This is a genomic window from Blastococcus sp. SYSU DS0616 (assembly GCF_054051015.1).
This window is the reverse complement of record NZ_JBJHAJ010000021.1, coordinates 47,157-67,977: the sequence shown is the minus strand read 5'-3', so window position 1 is coordinate 67,977 and position 20,821 is coordinate 47,157. Positions and strand designations below refer to the sequence as shown.

20 protein-coding genes are annotated in these 20,821 nt (G+C 74.2%); 11 read left to right on the top strand and 9 right to left on the bottom strand.

Annotation, left to right across the window (positions count from 1 at the left end; genetic code table 11):
• The first annotated feature begins 150 nt into the window (after positions 1–150).
• Positions 151–1,044 carry an esterase/lipase family protein gene (locus tag ACI79K_RS15575; RefSeq protein WP_456590386.1) on the top strand — a complete coding sequence of 298 codons (894 nt, stop codon included), beginning with the start codon at positions 151–153 and terminating at the stop codon, positions 1,042–1,044.
• A 227-nt stretch (positions 1,045–1,271) separates the two neighbouring features.
• Positions 1,272–2,078, top strand: a complete 807-nt coding sequence (locus ACI79K_RS15570; RefSeq protein WP_456590387.1) for a M23 family metallopeptidase — start codon at positions 1,272–1,274, stop codon at positions 2,076–2,078.
• Positions 2,079–2,318: 240 nt separating this feature from the next.
• Here ACI79K_RS15570 and pcrA read toward each other — a convergent pair whose 3' ends face one another.
• Positions 2,319–4,619: a DNA helicase PcrA gene (pcrA, locus tag ACI79K_RS15565; RefSeq protein WP_456590388.1), complete on the bottom strand. Its 2,301-nt coding sequence runs from the start codon at positions 4,617–4,619 to the stop codon at positions 2,319–2,321.
• 273 nt (positions 4,620–4,892) lie between these two features.
• Here pcrA and ACI79K_RS15560 point away from each other — a divergent pair, with 273 nt between their 5' ends.
• The gene (locus tag ACI79K_RS15560) at positions 4,893–5,186 is read left to right on the top strand and encodes a chorismate mutase (RefSeq protein ID WP_456590389.1); all 294 of its coding nucleotides are present in this window, start codon (positions 4,893–4,895) and stop codon (positions 5,184–5,186) included.
• A 182-nt stretch (positions 5,187–5,368) separates the two neighbouring features.
• Here the strand turns inward: ACI79K_RS15560 and ACI79K_RS15555 are convergent, their stop codons facing one another.
• Positions 5,369–5,662, bottom strand: a complete 294-nt coding sequence (locus ACI79K_RS15555) for a hypothetical protein (protein WP_456590390.1) — start codon at positions 5,660–5,662, stop codon at positions 5,369–5,371.
• A gap of 109 nt (positions 5,663–5,771) precedes the next feature.
• On the opposite strand from ACI79K_RS15555, the gene ACI79K_RS15550 reads away from it, so the two are divergent.
• The 5 genes from ACI79K_RS15550 (at position 5,772) to ACI79K_RS15530 (ending at position 10,652) form a co-directional block, all read left to right on the top strand.
• Complete coding sequence (locus ACI79K_RS15550) at positions 5,772–6,320, top strand: carboxymuconolactone decarboxylase family protein (protein WP_456597851.1); 549 nt, start codon at positions 5,772–5,774, stop codon at positions 6,318–6,320.
• Entirely contained in the window at positions 6,317–7,225 is a 909-nt protein-coding gene (locus ACI79K_RS15545) for an RNA polymerase sigma-70 factor (RefSeq protein ID WP_456600118.1), read from the top strand. The genes ACI79K_RS15550 and ACI79K_RS15545 overlap by 4 nt, the downstream gene beginning before the upstream one ends.
• A complete protein-coding gene (locus tag ACI79K_RS15540) occupies positions 7,222–7,956 on the top strand; it encodes a PIG-L deacetylase family protein (protein ID WP_456590393.1) in 735 nt (244 codons plus the stop codon). Before ACI79K_RS15545 ends, ACI79K_RS15540 begins: the two co-directional genes overlap by 4 nt.
• Before the next feature lie 37 nt (positions 7,957–7,993).
• Positions 7,994–9,190, top strand: coding sequence for a serine hydrolase domain-containing protein (locus ACI79K_RS15535; RefSeq protein ID WP_456600117.1), 1,197 nt, complete (start codon positions 7,994–7,996; stop codon positions 9,188–9,190).
• An 85-nt stretch (positions 9,191–9,275) separates the two neighbouring features.
• Positions 9,276–10,652 (top strand): acetamidase/formamidase family protein, encoded by a 1,377-nt coding sequence (locus tag ACI79K_RS15530; RefSeq protein ID WP_456600116.1) that lies wholly within the window; start codon positions 9,276–9,278, stop codon positions 10,650–10,652.
• 25 nt (positions 10,653–10,677) lie between these two features.
• On the opposite strand, the gene ACI79K_RS15525 is transcribed toward ACI79K_RS15530, so the two are convergent.
• The 3 genes from ACI79K_RS15525 to ACI79K_RS15515 form a co-directional block, all read right to left on the bottom strand.
• Positions 10,678–12,021: a short-chain fatty acid transporter gene (locus ACI79K_RS15525; protein WP_456590396.1), complete on the bottom strand. Its 1,344-nt coding sequence runs from the start codon at positions 12,019–12,021 to the stop codon at positions 10,678–10,680.
• 78 nt (positions 12,022–12,099) lie between these two features.
• The gene (locus ACI79K_RS15520; RefSeq protein ID WP_456600115.1) at positions 12,100–12,759 is read right to left on the bottom strand and encodes a response regulator; all 660 of its coding nucleotides are present in this window, start codon (positions 12,757–12,759) and stop codon (positions 12,100–12,102) included.
• A complete protein-coding gene (locus ACI79K_RS15515) occupies positions 12,756–14,084 on the bottom strand; it encodes an ATP-binding protein (protein ID WP_456600114.1) in 1,329 nt (442 codons plus the stop codon). The genes ACI79K_RS15520 and ACI79K_RS15515 overlap by 4 nt, the downstream gene beginning before the upstream one ends.
• Before the next feature lie 124 nt (positions 14,085–14,208).
• On the opposite strand from ACI79K_RS15515, the gene ACI79K_RS15510 reads away from it, so the two are divergent.
• Together ACI79K_RS15510 and ACI79K_RS15505 are read left to right on the top strand one after the other, a co-directional pair.
• Complete coding sequence (locus ACI79K_RS15510; RefSeq protein ID WP_456600113.1) at positions 14,209–15,138, top strand: PspC domain-containing protein; 930 nt, start codon at positions 14,209–14,211, stop codon at positions 15,136–15,138.
• Positions 15,131–15,424 carry a hypothetical protein gene (locus ACI79K_RS15505; protein WP_456600112.1) on the top strand — a complete coding sequence of 98 codons (294 nt, stop codon included), beginning with the start codon at positions 15,131–15,133 and terminating at the stop codon, positions 15,422–15,424. Before ACI79K_RS15510 ends, ACI79K_RS15505 begins: the two co-directional genes overlap by 8 nt.
• Positions 15,425–15,493: 69 nt before the next feature.
• Here the strand turns inward: ACI79K_RS15505 and ACI79K_RS15500 are convergent, their stop codons facing one another.
• Positions 15,494–16,582 carry a sodium:calcium antiporter gene (locus tag ACI79K_RS15500; protein ID WP_456600111.1) on the bottom strand — a complete coding sequence of 363 codons (1,089 nt, stop codon included), beginning with the start codon at positions 16,580–16,582 and terminating at the stop codon, positions 15,494–15,496.
• 106 nt (positions 16,583–16,688) lie between these two features.
• Positions 16,689–17,273, bottom strand: a complete 585-nt coding sequence (locus tag ACI79K_RS15495; RefSeq protein ID WP_456600110.1) for a dienelactone hydrolase family protein — start codon at positions 17,271–17,273, stop codon at positions 16,689–16,691.
• Between the two features lie 63 nt (positions 17,274–17,336).
• On the opposite strand from ACI79K_RS15495, the gene ACI79K_RS15490 reads away from it, so the two are divergent.
• Positions 17,337–18,035 (top strand): helix-turn-helix transcriptional regulator, encoded by a 699-nt coding sequence (locus ACI79K_RS15490; protein ID WP_456600109.1) that lies wholly within the window; start codon positions 17,337–17,339, stop codon positions 18,033–18,035.
• 90 nt (positions 18,036–18,125) lie between these two features.
• Here the strand turns inward: ACI79K_RS15490 and guaA are convergent, their stop codons facing one another.
• Complete coding sequence (gene guaA, locus ACI79K_RS15485) at positions 18,126–19,688, bottom strand: glutamine-hydrolyzing GMP synthase (RefSeq protein ID WP_456600108.1); 1,563 nt, start codon at positions 19,686–19,688, stop codon at positions 18,126–18,128.
• Between the two features lie 4 nt (positions 19,689–19,692).
• Positions 19,693–20,820, bottom strand: a complete 1,128-nt coding sequence (locus ACI79K_RS15480; RefSeq protein WP_456600107.1) for a GuaB3 family IMP dehydrogenase-related protein — start codon at positions 20,818–20,820, stop codon at positions 19,693–19,695.
• Position 20,821: the final 1 nt, after the last annotated feature.

The following is a 20,821-nucleotide window of genomic DNA, read 5'->3' as shown; positions in this document are numbered from 1 at the left end:
TCGATCGACGGCTCGTCGGTGACTTTCATGTGACGACCGACACACCCCCGCATTACCGTGCGGTGAACGGAGCACACACACCCGAGCACCGCCGGTCGGCGGGACGGGCACGAGCCGTGCTCCGCCGGAGGCTCCAACGGGAGGGCAGCCATGCGCCCATCGAGCGAGCTGGGCCCTGGTCCAGAGTGGCACACCGCGGACGACGCCGACGCCACGCCACGAGGACTGCGCGCGCTCTGCTCGCCCGCCGGGATCGTCGGCGGCCTCACCGAGCTGGCCTGGGTCGGTGCCCATGCCCTGCTGTACCCGCTGGGCACCCGGATGGAGCAGTTCCGCCCCGACCCGTGCCGGCGGACCGATGCCCAGCCCCCCGCCGCGCGGGCCCTGTTCGCCACCGATCCGCTGGCGGCCCGCACCCCGGTGCTGCTCGTGCACGGGCTGATCGACAACCGCTCGGTCTTCGCCGTCATGCGGCGGAGCCTGCGCCGGCGCGGGTTCGCCGCCGTCTGCTCGTGGAACTACAGCCCTTTCCTCACCGACGTCACGCGCGGTGCCGCCGACCTGGGCGAGCACATCGAGCGGATCTGCGAGCAGACCGGCTACGACCGGGTGCACGTCGTCGGGCACAGCCTCGGTGGGCTGATCGCCCGGTACCACGTCCAGCGGCAGGGTGGCGACCGCCGGGTCGACACGCTCGTGACCCTGGGCACGCCGCACCGGGGCTCGATCCTGGCCCACGTGCTGCCCACGCCGCTGGTGCGCCAACTGCGTCCCGGCTCGCCGCTGCTGCAGGAACTGGACCACCCTGCGCCGGCCTGCCGGACCCGCGTCACGGCCGTGTACAGCGACCTGGACCAGGTGGTGCTGCCCACGCACTCGGGGCGCTGCGACCACCCCGACCTCGGCGCCCGCAACGTGCTGTTCCGGGGCGTCGGGCACATGTCGCTGCCCATCCACCGCGGCGTCCTGGACGAGGTGGCCGCCACCCTCGCCGGCGTCGCCGAGCCCACTGCGCACGGCGCACCGGTGGCCGCGGTCGCCTGAGCCGACCGGCCCCGGGGAGGCGCGCCGAGTCGACCCGTCGACGAGACGACGTGCACACATCGCGACACGCAACGTTCGGTGCTTGGTCGCCCACTCACGGATCGTTACGGTCCGATCACGGCGCCGGCACGGCCGGCGGACGCCACTGACGGTGTCCTCGCCGTCGTCGCTCCCCCGACGAACGCTCAGCGAGCGCTCGCCGGCCAGGCAGTCCGGGAAGGTTCGCCGTGTCTCGCAGCAGTGCACAGGTGCTGGAGGGACCACGCGCCGACGTCGCCGTGGTGCCCCGGCCGCGCGCCGCCGTCGAGGGCCCCGTGCGCGCGCCGGCCCCGACGCCGCCGCCCGCCGAGCCCACGACCTCGGCCGAGCCACGCGTCCGCCGCCGGCTGCCGCACCCGCCGGGCCGTCGCGCCCCCCTCTGGCTCGCCGCCCTGGTCGCCGGCGCCGTCCTCGCCGGGATCCCGGCCGCGACCGGGGACCGCGCGGACGTCTCCGCCTCCGCTTCCGACTACGGCCTCGGCGTCAGCACCGAAGTGAGCTTCGCCGGCGGCCTCGAGGGCGCCGACGCCCGGCGCGGCATCACCGAGGCCGAGGCCCAGGCGCGGCTCAGCGAGCTCGCCGCCTCCCGCGCCGCCCGGCAGCCCAAGATCGTGGCCCCGACGCAGGGCACGCTCACCACCTGCTTCTGCCGCCGCTGGGGCACCATGCACTACGGCCTGGACCTGGCGGCGCCGCTCGGCACGCCCATCGTCGCCGCCACCGACGGCGTCGTCGTGCGGGCCGGACGCGCCTCGGGGTACGGCAACGCCGTCTACATCCAGGACGCCGACGGCAACGTGCACATCTACGGGCACATGCGCTACTACAGCGTCTCCGCCGGCGACATCGTCACCGCCGGGGAGCAGATCGCCAAGATCGGCAACGAGGGCCAGTCGACCGGGCCGCACCTGCACTACGAGATCCACCGCGGCGGGATGGACGGGCGACCGATCGACCCCCGGGCCTGGCTGGCCGAGCGCGGGGCGAGCGTGTGATCCGTCGGCCTCCGGCCGACACCGCGACTCCCTGATCCGTCGCCCTCCGGGCGACACCGCGGCCACGTGCCGTCCCCTGATGCATTGAGCGCGTCCTGACCCTCGTCGAGGGCCCTTCGGGCCCGCTCCTCCGGTCACGTCGCACGCGGCGCGCGTCGTGGGGCGCAGCTCCGTGCCGTCCCCTGTCGGTGCCGCGGCTTCCAGCCCTCGTCGGGGACCCTTCGGGCCCCGCTCCTCGGGCTACAGCTTCACGAGGGGGGCGTAGCGGAGGACGAGGCGCTTGGTGCCGCCGGAACCGAAGTCGACCGTGGCCTGGGCCTTGTCCCCCACGCCGGTCACCTCCACCACCGTGCCGAGCCCGAAGGCGTCGTGGCTGACCCGGTCGCCGACCTCGACGCTGATCACCTGCCGGTTGCCGGCCCCGCCGCGCAGACCACCGGTGGACAGGCCGGTGGCGGCCACCCGCGTCTGCGCCGACTTGTAGCCGGTCGACGGGGCGGGCACCGGGTCGGTGCGCTCCCAGTGGATGGTCTCGGCCGGGATCTCGTCGAGGAACCGGGACGGCGGGTTGTAGGCCGGCTGCCCCCAGCTGGTGCGCACCGTCGCCCGCGAGATGAACAGCCGCTGGCGCGCCCGGGTGATGCCCACGTACGCCAGCCGGCGCTCCTCCTCCAGCTCCCGCGGGTCACCGAGCGCGCGCAGGTGCGGGAAGACGCCGTCCTCCATGCCGGTGAGGAAGACGACCGGGAACTCCAGCCCCTTCGCGGTGTGCAGGGTCATCAGCGTGACCACGCCGGCCTCGTCACCCGAGACCGGGATCTGGTCGGCGTCGGCGACCAGCGACACCTGCTCCAGGAAGTCGGTGACCGAGCCACCCGGATTGGCGGCCTCGAACTCCGCGGCGACCGAGATGAGCTCGTTGAGGTTGTCGACGCGGCCCTCGTCCTGCGGATCGGTGCTGGCCTGCAGTTCGGCGAGGTAGCCGGTGCGGTCGAGGATGCTCTCCAGCAGCGCAGCCGGGCCCGAGCCGGTCTCGACGAGCTGCTCGAACTCCTCGAGCAGCGCCACGAACTCCTGCAGCGCCTTGAGCGAGCGGGTGGCCAGGTCGGGCACCTCGGCGCAGCGCCGCAGCGCCGACCCGAACGCGATCCGCTCCCGGTCGGCGAACGACTCGATGCAGGACTCGGCCTTGTCGCCGATCCCCCGCTTGGGCACGTTGATGATGCGGCGCAGGCTGACCACGTCGGCCGGGTTGGCGACCAGCTTCAGGTAGGCCAGCGCGTCGCGGACCTCCTTGCGCTCGTAGAACCGGACCCCGCCGACGACCTTGTACGGCATGCCGACGCGGATGAAGACCTCTTCGAACACGCGGGAGGCGTTGTTCGTGCGGTAGAAGACCGCGATGTCCTTCGGCTGGAACGCGCCCTCGTCGACCAGGGCGTCGATCTGCTCGGCGACCCACGCCGCCTCGTCGTGCTCGTTGTCGGCGACGTAGCCCTCGATCAGCTCGCCGTCGCCGGAGTCGGTCCACAGGTTCTTCGGCCGGCGGCCGGTGTTCTTGGCGATGACCGTGTTCGCGGCCTTGAGGATCCGCTGGGTGGAGCGGTAGTTCTGCTCCAGCAGGATCGTGGTCGCCTGCGGGTAGTCGCGCTCGAACTCGTCGATGTTGCGGATCGTCGCGCCGCGGAACGCGTAGATCGACTGGTCGGCGTCACCGACGACGCACAGCTCGGCCTGCGGCACCGGCCCCTCGCCCGTGCCGGTCAGCTCGCGCACGAGCATGTACTGGGCGTGGTTGGTGTCCTGGTACTCGTCGACCAGCACGTGCCGGAACCGGCGGCGGTAGTGCTCGGCGACGTCGGGGAACGCCTGCAGCAGGTGGACCGTCGTCATGATCAGGTCGTCGAAGTCCATGGCGTGCGCCTCGCGCAGCCGCCGCTGGTAGAGCGTGTACGCCTCCTTCAGCACCTTCTCCGGCGCCGTCTGGGGGCTGAACGACTCCTCGTCGACGAGCTCGTTCTTCAGGTTGGACACCTGGTTGGCCAGGCTGCGGCCGGGATAGCGCTTCGCGTCGAGGTCCAGGTCGCGCGCGACCATCGTCATCAGCCGGATGGAGTCGCCCTGGTCGTAGATCGTGAACGAGGACTTCATTCCGAGCTTGGCGGCCTCGGCCCGCAGGATGCGCACGCACATCGAGTGGAAGGTCGACACCCACATCGACCGCGCCCGCGGTCCGACCAGTGCGGCGACCCGCTCCTTCATCTCACCGGCGGCCTTGTTGGTGAAGGTGATCGCGAGGATTTCGCCCGGCTGCACCCCGCGCGCGCCGAGCAGGTAGGCGATCCGGTGGGTGAGCACCCGGGTCTTGCCCGACCCGGCGCCGGCGACGATGAGCAGCGGGCTGCCCTCGTGGACGACGGCGTCGCGCTGCGGGCCGTTGAGCCCCGCCAGCATCCGGTCCAGCTCCCGCCCGAGCGAGCCGGGAGCGGAGCGCTGCAGGGCGGCGGTGCCGGGGAGGGACTGCTGGAGGCTGCTGCTCATGAGACCGCCACTGTAAGCCGGACGGGTGACCGTTCCGCCGGGCCCGGGGACCAGCCGCACCACCCGCCCCGGGCGACCGCGTCTACCTCCGGCCGCGCGGCTGTGGCACACTCCCGCTCGTGTTCGCCACGGTCCGCTTTTCCTACGGCCACCGGGATCCGGTGTCCGTCACCGCTGGCTGAGCACATGCCGCAATCGACGCCCCGGGCCCGAGGAGCCCGGGGCGTTTTTTCTTTTCCCGGGTCCAGGTCCAGCCACCGCGAAGGACATCCGATGAACACGCTCACCGCCTCCTCCCCCGCCGGCCCGACCGCTCCCGCCGACCCAGCCGAGCGGATCGGTGCGCTCCGCAGCGCGATCGACGCCTGCGACGCCGAGATCATCGAGCTCGTCCGCCGCCGGCTGCGGATCAGCCAGGAGATCGGCGCGCTGCGCGCTGCCTCCGGCGGAACCCGTCTCTCGCTCTCCCGCGAGCAGCAGGTCCTGTCCCGGTTCCGCTCGGCGCTGGGGCCCGGCGGCGCCGACCTGGGCATGATGCTGCTGCGCCAGGGCCGCGGCCGGCTCTAGAAGGACCTCCTTGCCCCCCACCGCTCGCAGGCTCGCCGCGGGCCCCTGCAAGGAGGCCGCCGTCCTCCTCACCCTTCGCACGCTCAGGATGAGCCTCTGGACGGGGCCGCCGCGGGCCCCTGCAAGGAGGCCGCCGTCCTCCTCACCCCTCGCGCGCGAGGGGTGAGGGGCTCGACGGGGGCCTAGGGGCCGCTGCGCCAGACCTGCGAGTCGTCGTCGCCCATCGCCGCGACCTCGAACACCCGCCCCGGGCAGGCCTCGTTCGCCTCGTCGGCGAGCTGCATGCCCAGCACCAGCGCGGCGTCGAGGTCTGCGGCCTCCCGCTCCGTCGCCACCCGCAGCACCGCCCGGTCGGGTTCCCGCCACAGCCGCAGCTCGGGGTCGCCCGGGGCGAGGGCGGCCCGGAGCTCGTCGACCCTGGCGTCGTCCAGCGGGGCGGAGGACCGGAGGGCGACCGAGAGCGTGAAGGCGGGCACGACGGCGAGTCTGCGGGATGCCGGCGGCGCGGTCGACGGCGCCCCGGTGTCACATCCCGGCCGGCTGCGTCGTCTCCATGGGCACCCGTCCCCGTGGAGAGGAACGACCATGGCCCGCATCCCGCTCGACCCGCCCCGCACCCCGCTCGTCCGCCTCGCCGAGTGGTACTCCCGCCGCCGCTTCGGCGTCGTCCTGGACCCTGGCGCGGCGATGGCGCACCACGGCCGCGTGCTGCGCGCCTACGTCCGGCACGAGCAGTCGGTGGCCCGCTGGAACCGCCTGGACCCCACGCTCAAGGCGCTGGCGGTCATGTCGTCGGCCGCGACGATCGGCTGCTCCTGGTGCCTGGACTTCGGCTACTGGGTGAGCACGCAGGACGGGGTCGACCCGGCGAAGCTCCGGGACGTCCCGCGGTGGCGCGACAGCGACGTCTACACCGACCTCGAGCGGCAGGTGCTCGCCTACGGGGAGGCGATGACGACGACCCCGGTGCAGGTCACCGACGAGATGGTCGCCGGTCTGCGCCGCCACCTCGACGACGCCGAGCTCGTCGAGCTGACGATGATGATCTCCGTGGAGAACTCGCGGTCCCGGTTCAACAGCGCACTGGGCCTCACCAGCCAGGGCTTCTCGGACCGCTGCGAGCTCCCCGCGTGACCGCGCCCCTCGCCCCGTTCGACCGGCACCGGGGGCTGCTGTTCTCGGTGGCCTACCAGATGCTCGGCAGCGTCGCCGACGCCGAGGACGTCGTGCAGGACGCCTGGCTGCGCTGGTCGGCGGCCGACCGGGGCGAGGTGGCCGACGCGCGGGCCTACCTGGTGCGGATCACCACCCGGCTGGCGCTGGACCGGCTGGGCTCGGCCCGGGCCCGCCGGGAGAGCTACGTGGGGCCGTGGCTGCCCGAGCCGCTGCTCACCGGCGCCGCCCCGGTGGCGGCCGCGCCCGCACCCACCGACCCGACCGGATCCGCGGAGCTCGGCGAGCAGGTCGGCCTCGCCCTGCTCGTGGTGCTGGAGAGCCTCTCCCCCGCCGAGCGCGCGGTCTTCGTGCTCCGCGAGGTCTTCGGCCTGCCGGTCGCCGAGGTGGCGGCGGCGCTGGGCCGGTCCGAGGCCGCGGTCCGCCAGACCGCCCACCGCGCCCGCGAGCACGTGCGGGCACGCCGTCCCCGGTTCGCCGCCGACCGCCGGTCGCAGCACGAGGTGACCGAGCGGTTCCTCGCGGCCTGCGCCGGTGGGGACGTCGAGGCGCTGCTCGCCGCCCTCGCGCCGGACGTCGTCCTGGTGAGCGACGGGGGCGGCAAGGTGAAGGCGGCGTTGCGGCCGGTCACCGGCGCGGACAAGGTGGCGCGCTTCCTGCTAGGGATCGTCGCGCAGGGCGCGGCGCTGCCAGACCTGAGGATCGAGGTCGTCGACGTCAACGGCGCCGCGGGCATCGCTGCGTGGGCGGGTGGAACGCCGCTGCTGGCCATCTCGCCGGTCGTCACCGACGGGCGGATCGAGCAGCTGCTGGTCGTGCGCAACCCGGACAAGCTCCGCGGGCTCTCCGTAGGCTCCGCCGGGTGACCTCCCCGCTGCCGACCCGGCCCGCCGACCACGTCGAGCGCGCTCTCTGCGTGCTCGCCCACCCCGACGACGTGGACTTCGGCAGCGCCGGGACGGTCGCCACCTGGACCGCCGCCGGCACGGAGGTCACCTACCTGATCGTCACCGACGGCGACGCGGGCGGGTTCGACGAGACGCCGCGGGAGCGGATGGGGCCGCTGCGCCGGGCCGAGCAGGTCGCGGCGGCCGCGGAGGTCGGCGTCACCGACGTCCGCTTCCTCGGCTACCCGGACGGCCGGCTGGAGCTCACCCTCGACCTGCGCCGGGACATCAGCCGGGTCATCCGGCAGGTGCGGCCCCAGCGGGTGCTGACCAGCTCGCCGGAGCGCTTCTGGGAGCGGATCGGCGCGAGCCACCCCGACCACATGACCGTGGGCGAGTCGACGCTGCGCGCGGTCTATCCCGACGCCCGCAACCCGTTCGCCTTCCCCGAGCTGCTGACCGACGAGGGGCTGGACGCGTGGACCGTCGCGGAGGTGTGGCTCGGCGCCAGCCCGCGCGCCGACCACGCCGTCGACGTCACCGACGCGCTCGACCGGAAGCTGGCCGCGCTCCGGCGCCACGTCACCCAGGTGAGCCATCTGGACGACCTCGACGGCTTCGTCACCGCCTGGATGCGGCAGACGGCGGAGCGGTTCGGCCTGCCCGCCGGCCGGGCCGCCGAGGCCTTCCACGTGGTGCACACCGCCTGACGCGATGAGTCGCGGCCGCGCGACCGGTCATCTCCCCGTGGACGGTGGCAGAGAGCGCGCAGACCGGATCGAGGACGCGGTGGCCGGGGCGGTCGCCGCCGGGGAGGTGCCGGGCGCCGCGTGGTGGGTAGGCCGGCACGGCGAACCCGTCTCCAGCGGCGCAGCGGGCGTGCACGCGCCCGGCACCGGCGACGCCGTGCGCCCGGACACCGTGTTCCGCATCTCCTCCGTGACCAAGCCGGTCGTCGCCGCGGCGGCCATGGCGCTCGTGGACGACGGCGTCCTCGCCCTCGACGAGCCCGTCGACGCACTCCTCCCCGAGCTCGCCGCCCGTCGGGTCCTGGTCGATCCCACCGACCCGGACGCCGGGACCGTGCCGGCCGAGCGGCCGATCACGCTCCGCGACGTCCTCACCCTCCGGCTGGGGCTCGGCCTGGACTTCACCGCGCCCTGGCCGTCCCCCACGGTGGCCGCGCTCGCCGCAGCGGGGCTGCCCGTGGGACCCCCGGCGCCCCGGGCCGCACCGGAGCCGGACGAGTGGATGCGGCTGCTCGGCACGGTCCCGCTGGCCCACCAGCCCGGCAGGCGCTGGCTCTACCACGTGGGCGCCAGCGTGCTCGGCGTCCTGGTGTCGCGCGCCGCGGGGCGGCCGCTGCCCGCGGTCCTGGACGAGCGGATCCTCCGGCCGACGGGGATGCGCAGCACCGGTTTCGGGGTGCCGGCGGCGGCCCGCCACCGGCTGGGGCCGCACTGGACGCCGCCGGGGCCCGATGGCGTGCGGGAGCTCTACGACCCGGTGGACGGCCAGTGGTCGTCGGCACCCGCGTTCCCCGACGGCGCCGACGGCCTGGTCTCCACGGTCGGCGACCTGGCCGCTCTCGCCTGCGCGCTGGAGACGCGAGGGTGCGCTCCCGACGGGCCCCGGGTGTTGAGCGAGGGCGCGGTCCGCGCCATGACCACCGATCAGGTCGGCCCGGTGGACGACGAGGGCGGCGGATGGGGGCTGGGTATCGGCGTCCGCCGCACCGACGAGGCGGACGGGCGGCACGCCGGGTCCTACGGCTGGGACGGCGGCCTGGGCAGCACGTGGTGGACCGACCCGGTCACCGGCACGACGGCCGTCCTGCTGACCAACCAGATGTGGGCCTCCCCGCAGCCACCGCCGCTGTTCGACGCCTTCCGGCGCGCCGCCTTCGCTCCCGAGCGCTCGACGGCGGGCGGAACGAGCTCGTAACACGGCGTCCCGTCGGCGCCACGTGGACGCAACACCGGGCCCGTAGAACTCCCCCGACGCCCACCGCCGGCACCGGGAGAACACGTTGACGACCACCTCGCACGACCGCGCCACCCCCGACCCGCAGGAGGCGGCCGAGCGCCTCGAGCGGGGGCTCGGCCGCCGCGGGTTCGTGCAGGCCGCCCTGGCCACCGGGGCGCTGCTGGCCGCGGGGGCGGCGACAGCGGGTCCGGCGGCCGCCGCACCCGCGCCGCGCACGCGGCTGCCCCGGGAGGTCCTCCAGCCGGGCAAGGGACCGATCGACGGCCAGGTCTACCTGCCCTCACGACCCGACGAGGTGCGGTGGGGCTACCTCCCGCGCACCACCGACACCCCGGTGGCCCACCTGCGGTCGGGCGGGACGATCACCATCGACACCGTCAGCCACGAAGGGATCCTCGAGGACCAGGGGCGCGACCCGGTGGCCTGGTTCGGCAGCAAGGGGGTGCCCCGGGGCGAGGTGCTCGACGACGCCGTCGCCATCGCGGCGGAGTACGCCCGGCACCCACGGAACTTCGACGCCGACGGCCCGCATGTGGTCACCGGGCCGGTGCACGTCGAGGGCGCGCGCCCGGGCGACGTCCTCAAGATCGAACTGCTGACGGCCTTGCCCCGCGTCCCCTACGGCGTCGTCTCCAGCCGGCACGGCAAAGGCGCGCTGTCGGCGGCGTTCGCCGCCGACCCCGGCGACATCACCGCCGCCGAGGTCATGCCCACCACGCCCGACGGGCGCGGCACCGGGGACCCGCTGAAGTACGGCAACGTCTCGCACTTCACCCCGCTGGCGGTCCGCGGCGGCGTGGTGCGGGCATCCCTGCCGCGCGGGCCGAAGGGCACGGTCTCCTGGCCGGTCGACCCCTTCGCCGGCCTCATGGCGGTGGCGACGGTCGGGGACGCGACGGCGCTCAACGACCCGCTGGTCAACTCCATCCCGCCCACCGTGGGTGGCGGCAACATCGACGTGAACCTTCTCGGTGTGGGGTCGGCGTTCTACGTGCCGGTCGTCGCGGCCGGCGCGCTCTTCTCGGTCGGGGACCCGCACATGTCGATGGGCAGCGGCGAGGTCGCCCTCACCGCCCTCGAGGGCTCGCTGCGCCTCACGTTCCGGCTGACCGTCTGCCGCGCGGGCACCTCCGACGCCCCCTCGGTGGCGTTCCGCTACCCGTTCGGGGAGACGCCGGAGTCATGGCTGCCGATCGGCCTGTCCGACCCCGACGGCGCCCGGTTCGGGCAGGGCAGCGATCTCGACGTCGCCAACCGGCGGGCGGTGGTGCACGCCCTGGACTTCCTGCAGAACGACCTCGGGATGGACCGCGCCGTCGCCTACGCGTACCTGTCCGCCGCGGTCGACTTCGAGGTCTCCCAGGTGGTCGACCGGACCGTCGGCGTGCACGGGGTCATCCCGAAGAGCCACTTCCGCTGACGGCCGTGCTCGGCGGCGGCGCCGCTCAGCCGCCGCCGAGCACGAGCAGGGTGCCGGCGAAGACGATGCCGGTGATCAGGCAGGTGATCGCGGTGAACCCGAAGATGTCGCGGACGCCGAGACCGGCCACCGCGAGCAGCGGCAGGGCCCAGAACGGCTGGATCATGTTCGTCCACTGGTCGCCGTAGGCGATCGCCATGGTGATGACGGCCGGATCGACGCCGAGGGAGTCGGCGGCGTCGAGGAAGATCGGTGCCTGCACGGCGAACTGGCCGCCGCCGCTCGGCACGAACAGGTTCAGCAGCCCGGCCGAGAGGAAGGCCATCAGCCCGAGGCTGCCGGGGCTGGCGATGTCGGTGAACCACCCGCTCAGCTGCGCCGCCAGCCCGGAGGCGGTCATCATCCCGATGATCCCGGCGTAGAGCGGGTACTGGAGCAGCACCTCCCCGACGGTCCGCACCGCTCCGCCGACGAGCTCGGCCAGCTCCGCCGGGCTGCGCACGATGAGCAGGATCGCCGCGAGGAAGCTCCAGTTGACGATGTCGAGGGTGAGGTCGAAGCCCTCCTGCGCGAAGTAGACGCCGAGGTAGACGAGCAGGGCGACACCCGGGACGAGGGTGACCAGCCGCGAGGCCTCCAGGCGCTCGGCCGGGGTCCCCGGGGTCTTCAGCTCGATGTCGGGCTCCTCGGTCCCCATCCGCTCGGGGAGCTGGACGACCCGGTCCCTGTCCTTGGGGGCCAGGAGCACCACCGTGCCGAGGATCGCGGCGACGGCGACGACGATCGCGATGAGGTTCCACGGCGAGTAGACCGTCTCGCTGATCGGGATGGTGCGGCCGATCGCCTCCTCGACGAAGCTCCCCGGGGTCGCCGCGGCCAGCGGGCCGGTGGCGCTGTAGCCCATGTGCCAGACGGCGAAGCCGGAGTAGGCGCTGGCCACCAGCAGCGGGTAGTGCAGTCGCGTGCCCCGACGCCGGGCGGCCCGGCCGACCTCGAGGGCGATGACGCCGCCGACCACCAGCCCCAGCCCGAAGCTGATCAGCGAGGCGAGGGCCGAGACGAGGGCCACGAAGGCGTACGCCGCCCGGGGGCTCTTGGGGACGTCGGCGATGCGGGTCAGCCCGGCCTTGACCGGCCGCGTGAGCGCCAGCGTGTAGCCGAGCAGGAGCACGAGGGCCACCTGCGTCATGAAGGCCAGCAGGCCGGAGAGGCCGTCGCCCCACGCCCGGGTCAGCTCGGCGGGACCGATGTCGCCGAAGACCAGCGCGAGGACGGCGACGATCACGGTCAGGACGACGGCGAAGACGAAGGCCCCCGGGAGGTACCTCTCGACGCCGGTCACCAGCGGGCGCGACAGGGTGCGCAGCACGAAGGAGCTCCTCTCCCCGGGGATGTGGTCCGCCACACATCCTGGCCGGGGGCCGGCGGAGCGGCCAGTCGTCGCCGGTCAGAGCAGCCGGTTGGTCGCCGCCCAGCGGGTGAGCTCGTTGCGGTTGGACAGCTGCAGCTTCCGCAGCACGTTGGAGGCGTGGGACTCGACCGTCTTCACCGAGATGAACAGCCGGGAGCCGATCTCGCGGTAGGTGTAGCCGCGGGCAAGCAGCTGCATGACCTCCCGCTCGCGGGCGCTCAGCAGGTCCAGCCCCGGGTCGCTGGCCTCCTCGGCCGCCGGCGCCTGCGCGACCGCGCCCCCGGCGGCGAAGGCGTCCAGCACGAACCCGGCCAGCCGGGGGCTGAAGACGACGTCGCCGTCGGCGACCCGGCGGACGGCGTCGAGCAGGTCGGGCCCGGAGATCGTCTTGGTCACGTAGCCGCGCGCCCCGGCGCGGATCACGGCGATGACGTCCTCGGCGGCGTCGGACACCGAGAGCGCGAGCCACCGCACCTCGGGCAGCTCGCCCCGCAGCGTCTCCAGCACCGCGCGCCCGCCCCCGCCGGGCATGTGCACGTCCAGCAGCACGACATCGGGACGGGTGGCACGGATGCCCTCGACCGCGCCGGCGACGTCGGCCGCCTCGCCGACGACGGCCACGGAGTCGCCGAGCTCCGCCCGCACCCCGGTGCGCACCATCGCGTGGTCGTCGACCACGAACACCCGCGAGGTCATGCCCGGCCTCCCTGTTCGCTTCCGTGCGGCGCACCGCTCCCCGCTCGCATGCCCAGGCCACCTCCGCGGTTGGTCCGCTCCACTCTCGATCCTCGCTGCGGTGCTCCCGCCCGGTCCGCGGCCGCCTCGCCGCGCTGCTCCCGCCGCTGCCCGCCCACGGCCTTCCTCGGCAGGACCAGCTCCACCTCGGTCCCCTCCCCCGGCGTCGACCGGATCTGCGTGCTGCCGCCCAGCCGGGCCAGCCGGCCCCGCACCGAGTCGCGCAGGCCGCGCCGGTCGTCGGGCACCGTGCCGGGGTCGAACCCCTTGCCGCGGTCCCGGACGAACACCGACACCTGGTCGGCGGTCACCTCGGTGTACAGGTCCGCGGACGGCACGCCGGAGTGCTTGGCCGCGTTGACCAGGGCCTCGCGGGTCGCGGCGCCGAGCGCGGCCAGCTCCTCGTCGACGGGGGCGTCGCCGACCACGACGGGGTCGACGGTGAGCGCGTGGTCCGCCTCCACCTCGGCGACCATGCCCGCCACCAGCCCGGCCCACGTGCCGCCCTCGCGGACGGCCGCCGGGTCGTACAGCCAGGCCCGGAGCTCGCGCTCCTGGCTGCGGGCCAGCCGGCTCACCGCCTGCGGCTCGTCGGCGTTGCGCTGGATCAGGGCCAGGGTCTGCAGCACCGAGTCGTGCAGGTGCGCGGCGACGGCGGCTCGCTCCTCCGACCGGATCCGCGCGGCGCGCTCCTCGGCGCGGGAGTCGAGCAGCCGGCGCCACAGCGGTGCGGTCGCCAGGACGACGCCGGTGAGGATCAGCAGCGTCGCGGCGAAGCCGTTGCGGGCGTTGGCCAGCTGACCGGTGGTGGCCAGCAGGAGGAAGAGCCCGACACCCACGACGGCGACCCCGCCGGCCAGCACCCAGCGGGCCGCCGGCACGGCGAGCGTCCGGTCGGTGTCCAGCTGCCGCCAGATCACGGCCAGGCCGCCGACGAGCAGGACGAGCGGGAGGACGACGTCACTGCTGGTCCAGGCCGTGAGCTGACCGAGCAGGCTCGCCGCGGCGAGGCCGAGGACCGCCAGCAGGACCCACTGGCGGACGCCGGCGGGTCGCCAGCCCTGCGGCTCGGACGCCGGAACCCCGGGCGCGCCGACCGGCATCGTCATCCAGAGCAGCCCGTACCCGATGATGCCCAGCCCGGTGGTGGCCAGCAGCACGAAGGCCACCCGCACCACCAGGGGGTCCTGGCGCAGGTGGGCCGCGGTTCCGGCCGCCACCCCGGCGACGACCCGGCCCTCGCGCGGGCGCACCAGCGGCGGGCGCGGCGGCAGGGTGGTGGTCACGCTACCGATCGTCGCACCGGGCGTGGCGCCGCCGACACCGGTGATCACCCCGGAAGAGGAACCAGGGTCGGTTCCGGGGATTCCCTGATGGTGTCCGCCTCGTCCGGTGGGCAGGCTCTGTGGCATGACCTCACCACCCCCTCCGGCTCCGCCCACGGTGGAGCCACCGGCCTGGTCCCCGCCGCCCGGCCCACCGGCCCGCCCCCCGCTGCGCCGCAGCCGCACCGACAAGGTCATCGGCGGGGTGAACGGCGGCCTGGCCGAGTACACCGGCATCGACGCACTCCTGTGGCGGGTCGGCTTCGTCGCCCTCGCGCTCGCCGGCGGCACCGGCCTGCTGGTCTACCTCCTGCTCTGGCTGCTCATGCCGGCCGGCCCGGAAGGGACGGCCGAGCCGTCGCCCGGGCAGCCCGCCACACCGCGCGTCCGGGAACCGGCCGGCCCCCGCTCGCCGGTCCCCGGCTTCACGATCGCCTGCCTGCTGATCGTCGTCGGGGCGCTCGCGCTGATCGCCCAGCTCACCGGCTGGGACGTCGGCGCCGTCGGCTACCTCGGGACCGCCCTGCTCGTGGTCGGCGCCGGGCTCGTCGTCGCCGCGTTCAGCCAGGGCCGCACCGCGCGCGGCAGCCTGCTCACCCTCGGCATCATCCTGGCGGTGGCGCTGGCGATCGCCGACGCGGCGCCGAACGACGCCGGGGTGGGCGACCGCACGTACCGGCCGCAGTCCGTCGCCGACGTGCGCGAGCTCTACGAGGGCGGTGTCGGCACCCTCACCGTGGACCTCTCCGAGGTGCCCGTGGCCGATCTGGCCGACGCCCTCGAGATCCGCGTGGAGCACGGCGTCGGCGACGTCGAGGTCGTCCTGCCCTCCTCCGCGGACGCGAGCGTCCGCGTGGACCAGGGGCTGGGTGAGGCCGACGTCCTCGGTTCCCTCGGGTCCGGCGGTGGCTTCTACCCCGGGACGGGCGCGGCCGAGTGGACCGACGACGGCGAGGCCGAGATCGTGCTCGAGATCGACTCCGGTATCGGACAGGTGGAGGTGTCCCGTGGCTGACTACAGCGAGTTCCCGACCACGCCGACGGCGTGGCAGGAGCAGCAGTGGCAGATGGTGGCGCCGCTGGCGACCGAGGACCACCCGCAGCCGCCACAGCGGCGGAAGCCGGATCTCGTCGCGCTGGTGCCCGGCCTGGTCTTCGTGCTCCTGGCGATCACGACGATGGCCGGCGTGGACCTCGCCCTGGGCCTGCTGGACGACGGTGGCCTGCTCTGGCTGGTCCTGATCGGTGCCGGGATCGCGTTGCTGGTGAAGGAGCTGCGGAAGGCGCGGGGCCGCCGCTGACCGACGGGAGGGGTGGACGCCGGGGGCCCGGGAGCGATGACGCTCCCGGGCCCCCGGCGCTCGCGGCGGCTACCCGACGACGGCCAGGGCGACGGTGCCCACGTAGATCAGCGGGATCGACACGCCCTCGAAGCCGATCCACTTCCGGTCGCGCATGAGCAGCCCTGCGGAGAGCACCGCGGTCATCACCAGCGTGCCGCCGACGAGGACCAGGCTGGTCGGGCCGGCGTCCCGGTAGATCGGCCCCTCCAGGTAGCCGACGTCGGCGACCGAGATCATCAGGATGTCGTAGACGTTCCCGCCGACGATGTTGCCGACGCCGAGGGTCAGCTGGCCCATCCGCACCGCGGTCAGCAGCACGACGAGCTCGGGCAGGGAGCTGATCGCCGTCGTGAGGGTGAATCCCACGACGCCGCTGTCCAGGTCGGCCCGCTCGATGACACTGAGCCCGGCCCGGCCCACGATCCAGCCCGCGACACCGGTCACCAGCCCGAGCGCGGCGAGCAGGCCCCACAGGCGGGCGGTCGAGCGCTCGTCGCCGTTCCCGTTCCCGTTCCCGTCGCCGTCCCCGTCCCCGTCCCCGTCGCCGTCCCCGTTGCCGGTGCCGTTGCCGTTGCCCTCGTCCCCGTCTGCGGTCTGGTCGGTGTGGACCGGCTGCCACATCGGCTCCCGCTGCATCCGCCGGAGCAGCGTCAGCCCGTAGGCGTAGAGGACGGGGATCAGCAGGGTCATGGGGTGGATCCAGCCCAGCCGGAGGTCCGGCGTGGCGTAGGCGATCACCGGAACCGCGAGCATCGCGCTCAGCAGCACCGACTGCAGCACGTTCTGCAGCGACGCCGCCGCGTGCTCCAGGTTCACCCGGCGGTAGAGGAGGTCGGCGATCGCCAGCCACACCGTCTGGAGCGCGATACCGCCGACCGGGTTGGCCAGGGCGAACCCCGGGTCGCCCTCGATCGCGCCGGTGAGCACGGTGACGTTCCCCGGCAGCGAGGTGACCGCCCCCAGCAGCAGGGCACCCCCGATCGCGTCACCGAGGCCGGTGCGCTCGGCCAGGGAGTCGGCGACACGGGTGAGCCGGACCCCCGCGACCACGATGACGACGGCCATCGCGGCGAGCACGCCCAGGCTCGGCCAGAGGGGCCACGGAGCGAAACTCACTCGTCCTCCGGGTCCTCGACTGCAACGGCCGACGACGACCCCACCACACCGACCGGGATCCTGCCGGTCGAGGCCCCCTCCGGAGGGTCTCCGGAGGAGGCGGACCTCAGGCGGCCACCCGCGCGCAGAACTCGAGGACCCGCCGCCACAGCAGCTCGGCGGCGGCGGCGTCGTACTCGCCGGGCAGGCTGACGTCGGTGAACAGGTGGCCGGTCCCCGGGTAGTCGTGGACCTCGATCTCGACTCCCGCACCCCGGGCGTCGGCGACCACGGAGTCGATCCAGTCCTGCTGCCGGAAGGGATCGCCCTCGGTGTAGTGCAGCTGCGCGGGCACACCGTCCGGCCAGCGGTCGGCTCCCAGCACCTGCACCGGCAACGCCCCGGAGAAGAGCAGCAGCCCCGCGCAGCGCCGCTGGGTGGCGACGTACTCGGCCATGCCGGCGCCGTTGGAGAAGCCGGCCGCGAGGAACCCGTCGGGCAGGTGGCGCACCGCCTCCACCGCCCGGGCCATCAGCGCCGGGAACCCGACCTCCTCGACGTGGGCCATCGCCGATGCGTAGTCGTCGAAGACCAGCCCGTCGTACTGGTCGACGACCAGGACGTCGTGCCCGGCGGAGCGGAGCCGTTCGGCCGCCGCCGTGATCCCGGGCCGGACGCCGAGGACGGAGTGGAAGAGCGCGATGGTGGTCATGCGGTCACCCTGCCGGGCTGCTGGTGACACCGTCCTGTCACCGTTTTCTGCCAGGATCCCGGCATGAACCGGACCGACCGGATGCACGCCATCTCGGAGGAGCTGCGCCGCGCCGGCGCACGGGGACGGACGGCGCAGCGACTGGCCGACTGGCTGGAGGTGTCGCCGCGCACGGTCAAGCGGGACGTCTCCGCCCTGCAGCAGGCGGGGGTGCCGATCTGGGCGACCGCCGGGCCGGGTGGCGGCTACGTGCTCGACGCCACGGCCTCCCTGCCGCCGGTCAACCTGAGCCCGGCGCAGGCCGTGGCGCTGGCGGTGGCGCTGGCCGGTGCGTCGGAGGCGCCGTTCGCCGCGGACGGCCGTGCCGCGCTGGAGAAGGTCCTCGATGTCATGGGGCCAGGTGCCCGGGAGTCCGCCCGCGAGCTCGGTGGCCGGGTGTGGGTGCGCGGCGACGAGCGAGGACGACCGGGGGCGGCGTCCGTCGTCGAGGAAGCGCTCCTGCGCCGGCGGGTGGTCGCCATCCGCTACCGCGACGACAGCGGCGCGGTCTCCCGACGTCGGGTGGAGCCGCACCTGCTGGCACGCACCGGCGACCGGTGGTACCTCGTGGCCTGGTGCCGGCTGCGGGACGCGCCGCGCTGGTTCCGCTGGGACCGGATCGAGGCCGCCGATCTCACCACCGAGACGCCTCCCCAGCGCGATCCGGACGCGTTCGGCACACCGCCACCCGACGCGCACACGGTGCGGGTGCCCGCGACGTGAGGCGCTGGAACGACCCAGGTGACGTCCTGGAACGGCCCCCTTCCAGGGACCCGGCCCGAGCGGAGCGAGGGTCGGGGAGGAAGAGGGTCCTTACTCCCACTCGATGGTGCCGGGCGGCTTGCTCGTGACGTCCAGGGTGACCCGGTTGATCTCCTCCACCTCGTTGGTGATCCGGGTGGAGATGCGCGCCAGGACGTCGTAGGGCAGCCGGGTCCAGTCGGCGGTCATGGCGTCCTCGCTGGACACCGGGCGCAGCACGACCGGGTGACCGTAGGTGCGCCCGTCGCCCTGCACGCCGACCGAGCGGACGTCGGCCAGCAGCACCACCGGGCACTGCCAGATCTCGTCGTCCAGCTTGGCCGCGGTGAGCTCCTCGCGGGCGATGGCGTCGGCCCGGCGGAGCACGTCGAGCCGCTCGCGGGTGACCTCGCCGACGATCCGGATGCCCAGCCCCGGCCCGGGGAAGGGCTGGCGCTGCACCAGCCGGTCGGGCAGGCCCAGCTGCCGGCCGACCTCGCGCACCTCGTCCTTGAACAGGGTGCGCAGCGGCTCGACGAGGGTGAAGGTGAGGTCCTCGGGCAGCCCGCCGACGTTGTGGTGGCTCTTGATGTTGGCCGTCCCGCTCCCCCCGCCGGACTCGACGACGTCGGGGTAGAGCGTGCCCTGCACCAGGAACTCCACCGTCTCGCCGTGCGCCTTGGCGTCGGCGACGACGTCGGTGGCCGCCTGCTCGAAGACCCGGATGAACTCGCGGCCGATGATCTTCCGCTTCTCCTCCGGGTCGCTCACCCCGGCGAGCGCCGCGAGGAACTGCTCGCTGGCGTCGACGACCCGCAGGTCCGCGCCGGTGGTCGCCGCGAAGTCGCGCTCGATCTGCTCGGTCTCGCCCGCCCGCATCAGCCCGTGGTCGACGTAGACGCAGGTGAGCCTGTCACCGATCGCCCGCTGGACGAGCGCGGCGGCGACGGCGGAGTCGACCCCGCCGGAGAGCGCGCACAGCGCCCGCCGGTCCCCGATCCGCTCGCGGATCGCCGCCACCTGCTCGTCGACGACGTTGCTCATCGTCCACGTCGGCTCGAGGCCCGCGATGTCGAACAGGAAGTGCTCGAGCACCGTCTGCCCGTGCGCGGTGTGCCGCACCTCGGGGTGGAACTGCACCCCGGCCAGCCGGCGGTCGACGTCCTCGAAGGCCGCGACCGGCGCGCCGGTGGAGGTGGCGGTGACGGTGAACCCGGGCGGGGCCGCGCTGACGGCGTCGCCGTGGCTCATCCACACGTTCTGCTCGACCGGCAGGTCGCCGAACAGCCGCGCCTGCGTGGTGACGGTCAGCGGGGTGCCGCCGTACTCCCGGTCGCCGGTGCGGGAGACGGTGCCGCCGAGCGAGGCGGCCATCGCCTGGAAGCCGTAGCAGATGCCGAAGGCGGGGACGCCGGACCCGAACAGCGTCGGGTCGACCTTCGGCGCCTCGGGTGCGTACACGCTCGACGGCCCGCCGGAGAGCACGATCGCGGCGGGCTTGCGGGCGACGATCTCCTCGGCCGGCACCTCGGAGGACACGATCTCCGAGTAGACCCCTGCCTCGCGGATGCGCCGGGCGATGAGCTGCGCGTACTGGGCGCCGAAGTCGACGACCAGGACGGTCGGGAAGTCCACGCGGTCAGCCTCCGATCACGAGGTCGACCCGCTGGAACTCCTTGAGGTCGGAGTACCCGGTCTTGGCCATGGTGCGGGCGAGCGCACCGAACAGGTTCGTCCGGCCGTCCGCGGAGTCCGCCGGGCCGAGCAGCACCTGCTCCAGCGATCCCGAGGGCTCGACGGGCGCCGACGCTGCTCCGCGCGGCAGGCGGGGGTGCGCGGCCACCGAGTCCCACCACACGCCACCGGCCGGCGCCTCGGCGGCCACCCGCAGCGGCTCCCCCAGCTGGACGGCGTCGGCACCGCAGGCGAGCGCGCGGGCGATCGCACCGCTGGTCTCGATCCGGCCGTTCGCGATGACGTGCACGTACCGGCCGCCGGTCTCGTCGAGGTAGTCGCGGCGGGCCGCGGCGGCGTCGGCGATGGCGCTGGCCAGGGGCACGCGGATGCCCATCACCGCGTCGGTCGTCGAGTAGGTGTCGGCACCCACGCCCACGATGACGCCGGCCGCGCCGGTGCGCATCAGGTGCAACGCGGTCGTGTAGTTGGCCGCGCCGCCCACGATCACGGGGACGTCGAGGTCGGCGATGAACTCCTTGAGGTTGAGCGCGTCGCCCTGGCTGGTCACGTGCTCGGCCGACACGATCGTGCCCTGGATGACGAGCAGGTCCACCCCCGCGGAGAGCGCGGCCGGGGCCAGCTGCTCGGTGTGCTGCGGGGAGATCCGGATCGCCGTCGTCACCCCCGCGTCGCCCATCTCCTTGATGCGGGCGGCGATGAGGTCGGGCTTGACCGGCTCGGCGTAGACCTTCTGCAGCAGCGCCACCGGCGGAGCGCCGGCCGCGGCCGCCTCGGCGATCTCGCGGTAGACCGGCGCCGGGTCGTCGTAGCGGGCCCACAGCCCCTCGCCGTTGAGCACCCCCAGGCCACCCGCGCGCCCCACGGCGATCGCCGTCGCCGGGCTGACGACGGCGTCGCTCGGGCTGGTCACCAGCGGGAGGTCGAACCGGAAGGCGTCGATCTGCCAGGCGGTGGAGACGTCGTCGACGTCACGGGTCCGCCGCGAGGGGACGATGGAGACCTCGTCCAGGTCGTAGCCCCGGCGGGCGAAGCGGTTGAGCCCGATCTCGACGGTGTCGCGCACGCTCATG

What these genes read in the sequence shown, in the direction of transcription:
- ACI79K_RS15575 (WP_456590386.1), top strand. Translation starts at nt 151, where the DNA reads ATGCGCCCATCGAGCGAGCTGGGCCCTGGTCCAGAGTGGCACACCGCG.
- pcrA (WP_456590388.1), bottom strand. Translation starts at nt 4,619, where the DNA reads ATGAGCAGCAGCCTCCAGCAGTCCCTCCCCGGCACCGCCGCCCTGCAG.
- ACI79K_RS15560 (WP_456590389.1), top strand. Translation starts at nt 4,893, where the DNA reads ATGAACACGCTCACCGCCTCCTCCCCCGCCGGCCCGACCGCTCCCGCC.
- ACI79K_RS15550 (WP_456597851.1), top strand. Translation starts at nt 5,772, where the DNA reads ATGGCCCGCATCCCGCTCGACCCGCCCCGCACCCCGCTCGTCCGCCTC.
- ACI79K_RS15520 (WP_456600115.1), bottom strand. Translation starts at nt 12,759, where the DNA reads ATGACCTCGCGGGTGTTCGTGGTCGACGACCACGCGATGGTGCGCACC.
- ACI79K_RS15510 (WP_456600113.1), top strand. Translation starts at nt 14,209, where the DNA reads ATGACCTCACCACCCCCTCCGGCTCCGCCCACGGTGGAGCCACCGGCC.
- ACI79K_RS15495 (WP_456600110.1), bottom strand. Translation starts at nt 17,273, where the DNA reads ATGACCACCATCGCGCTCTTCCACTCCGTCCTCGGCGTCCGGCCCGGG.
- ACI79K_RS15490 (WP_456600109.1), top strand. Translation starts at nt 17,337, where the DNA reads ATGAACCGGACCGACCGGATGCACGCCATCTCGGAGGAGCTGCGCCGC.
- ACI79K_RS15480 (WP_456600107.1), bottom strand. Translation starts at nt 20,820, where the DNA reads ATGAGCGTGCGCGACACCGTCGAGATCGGGCTCAACCGCTTCGCCCGC.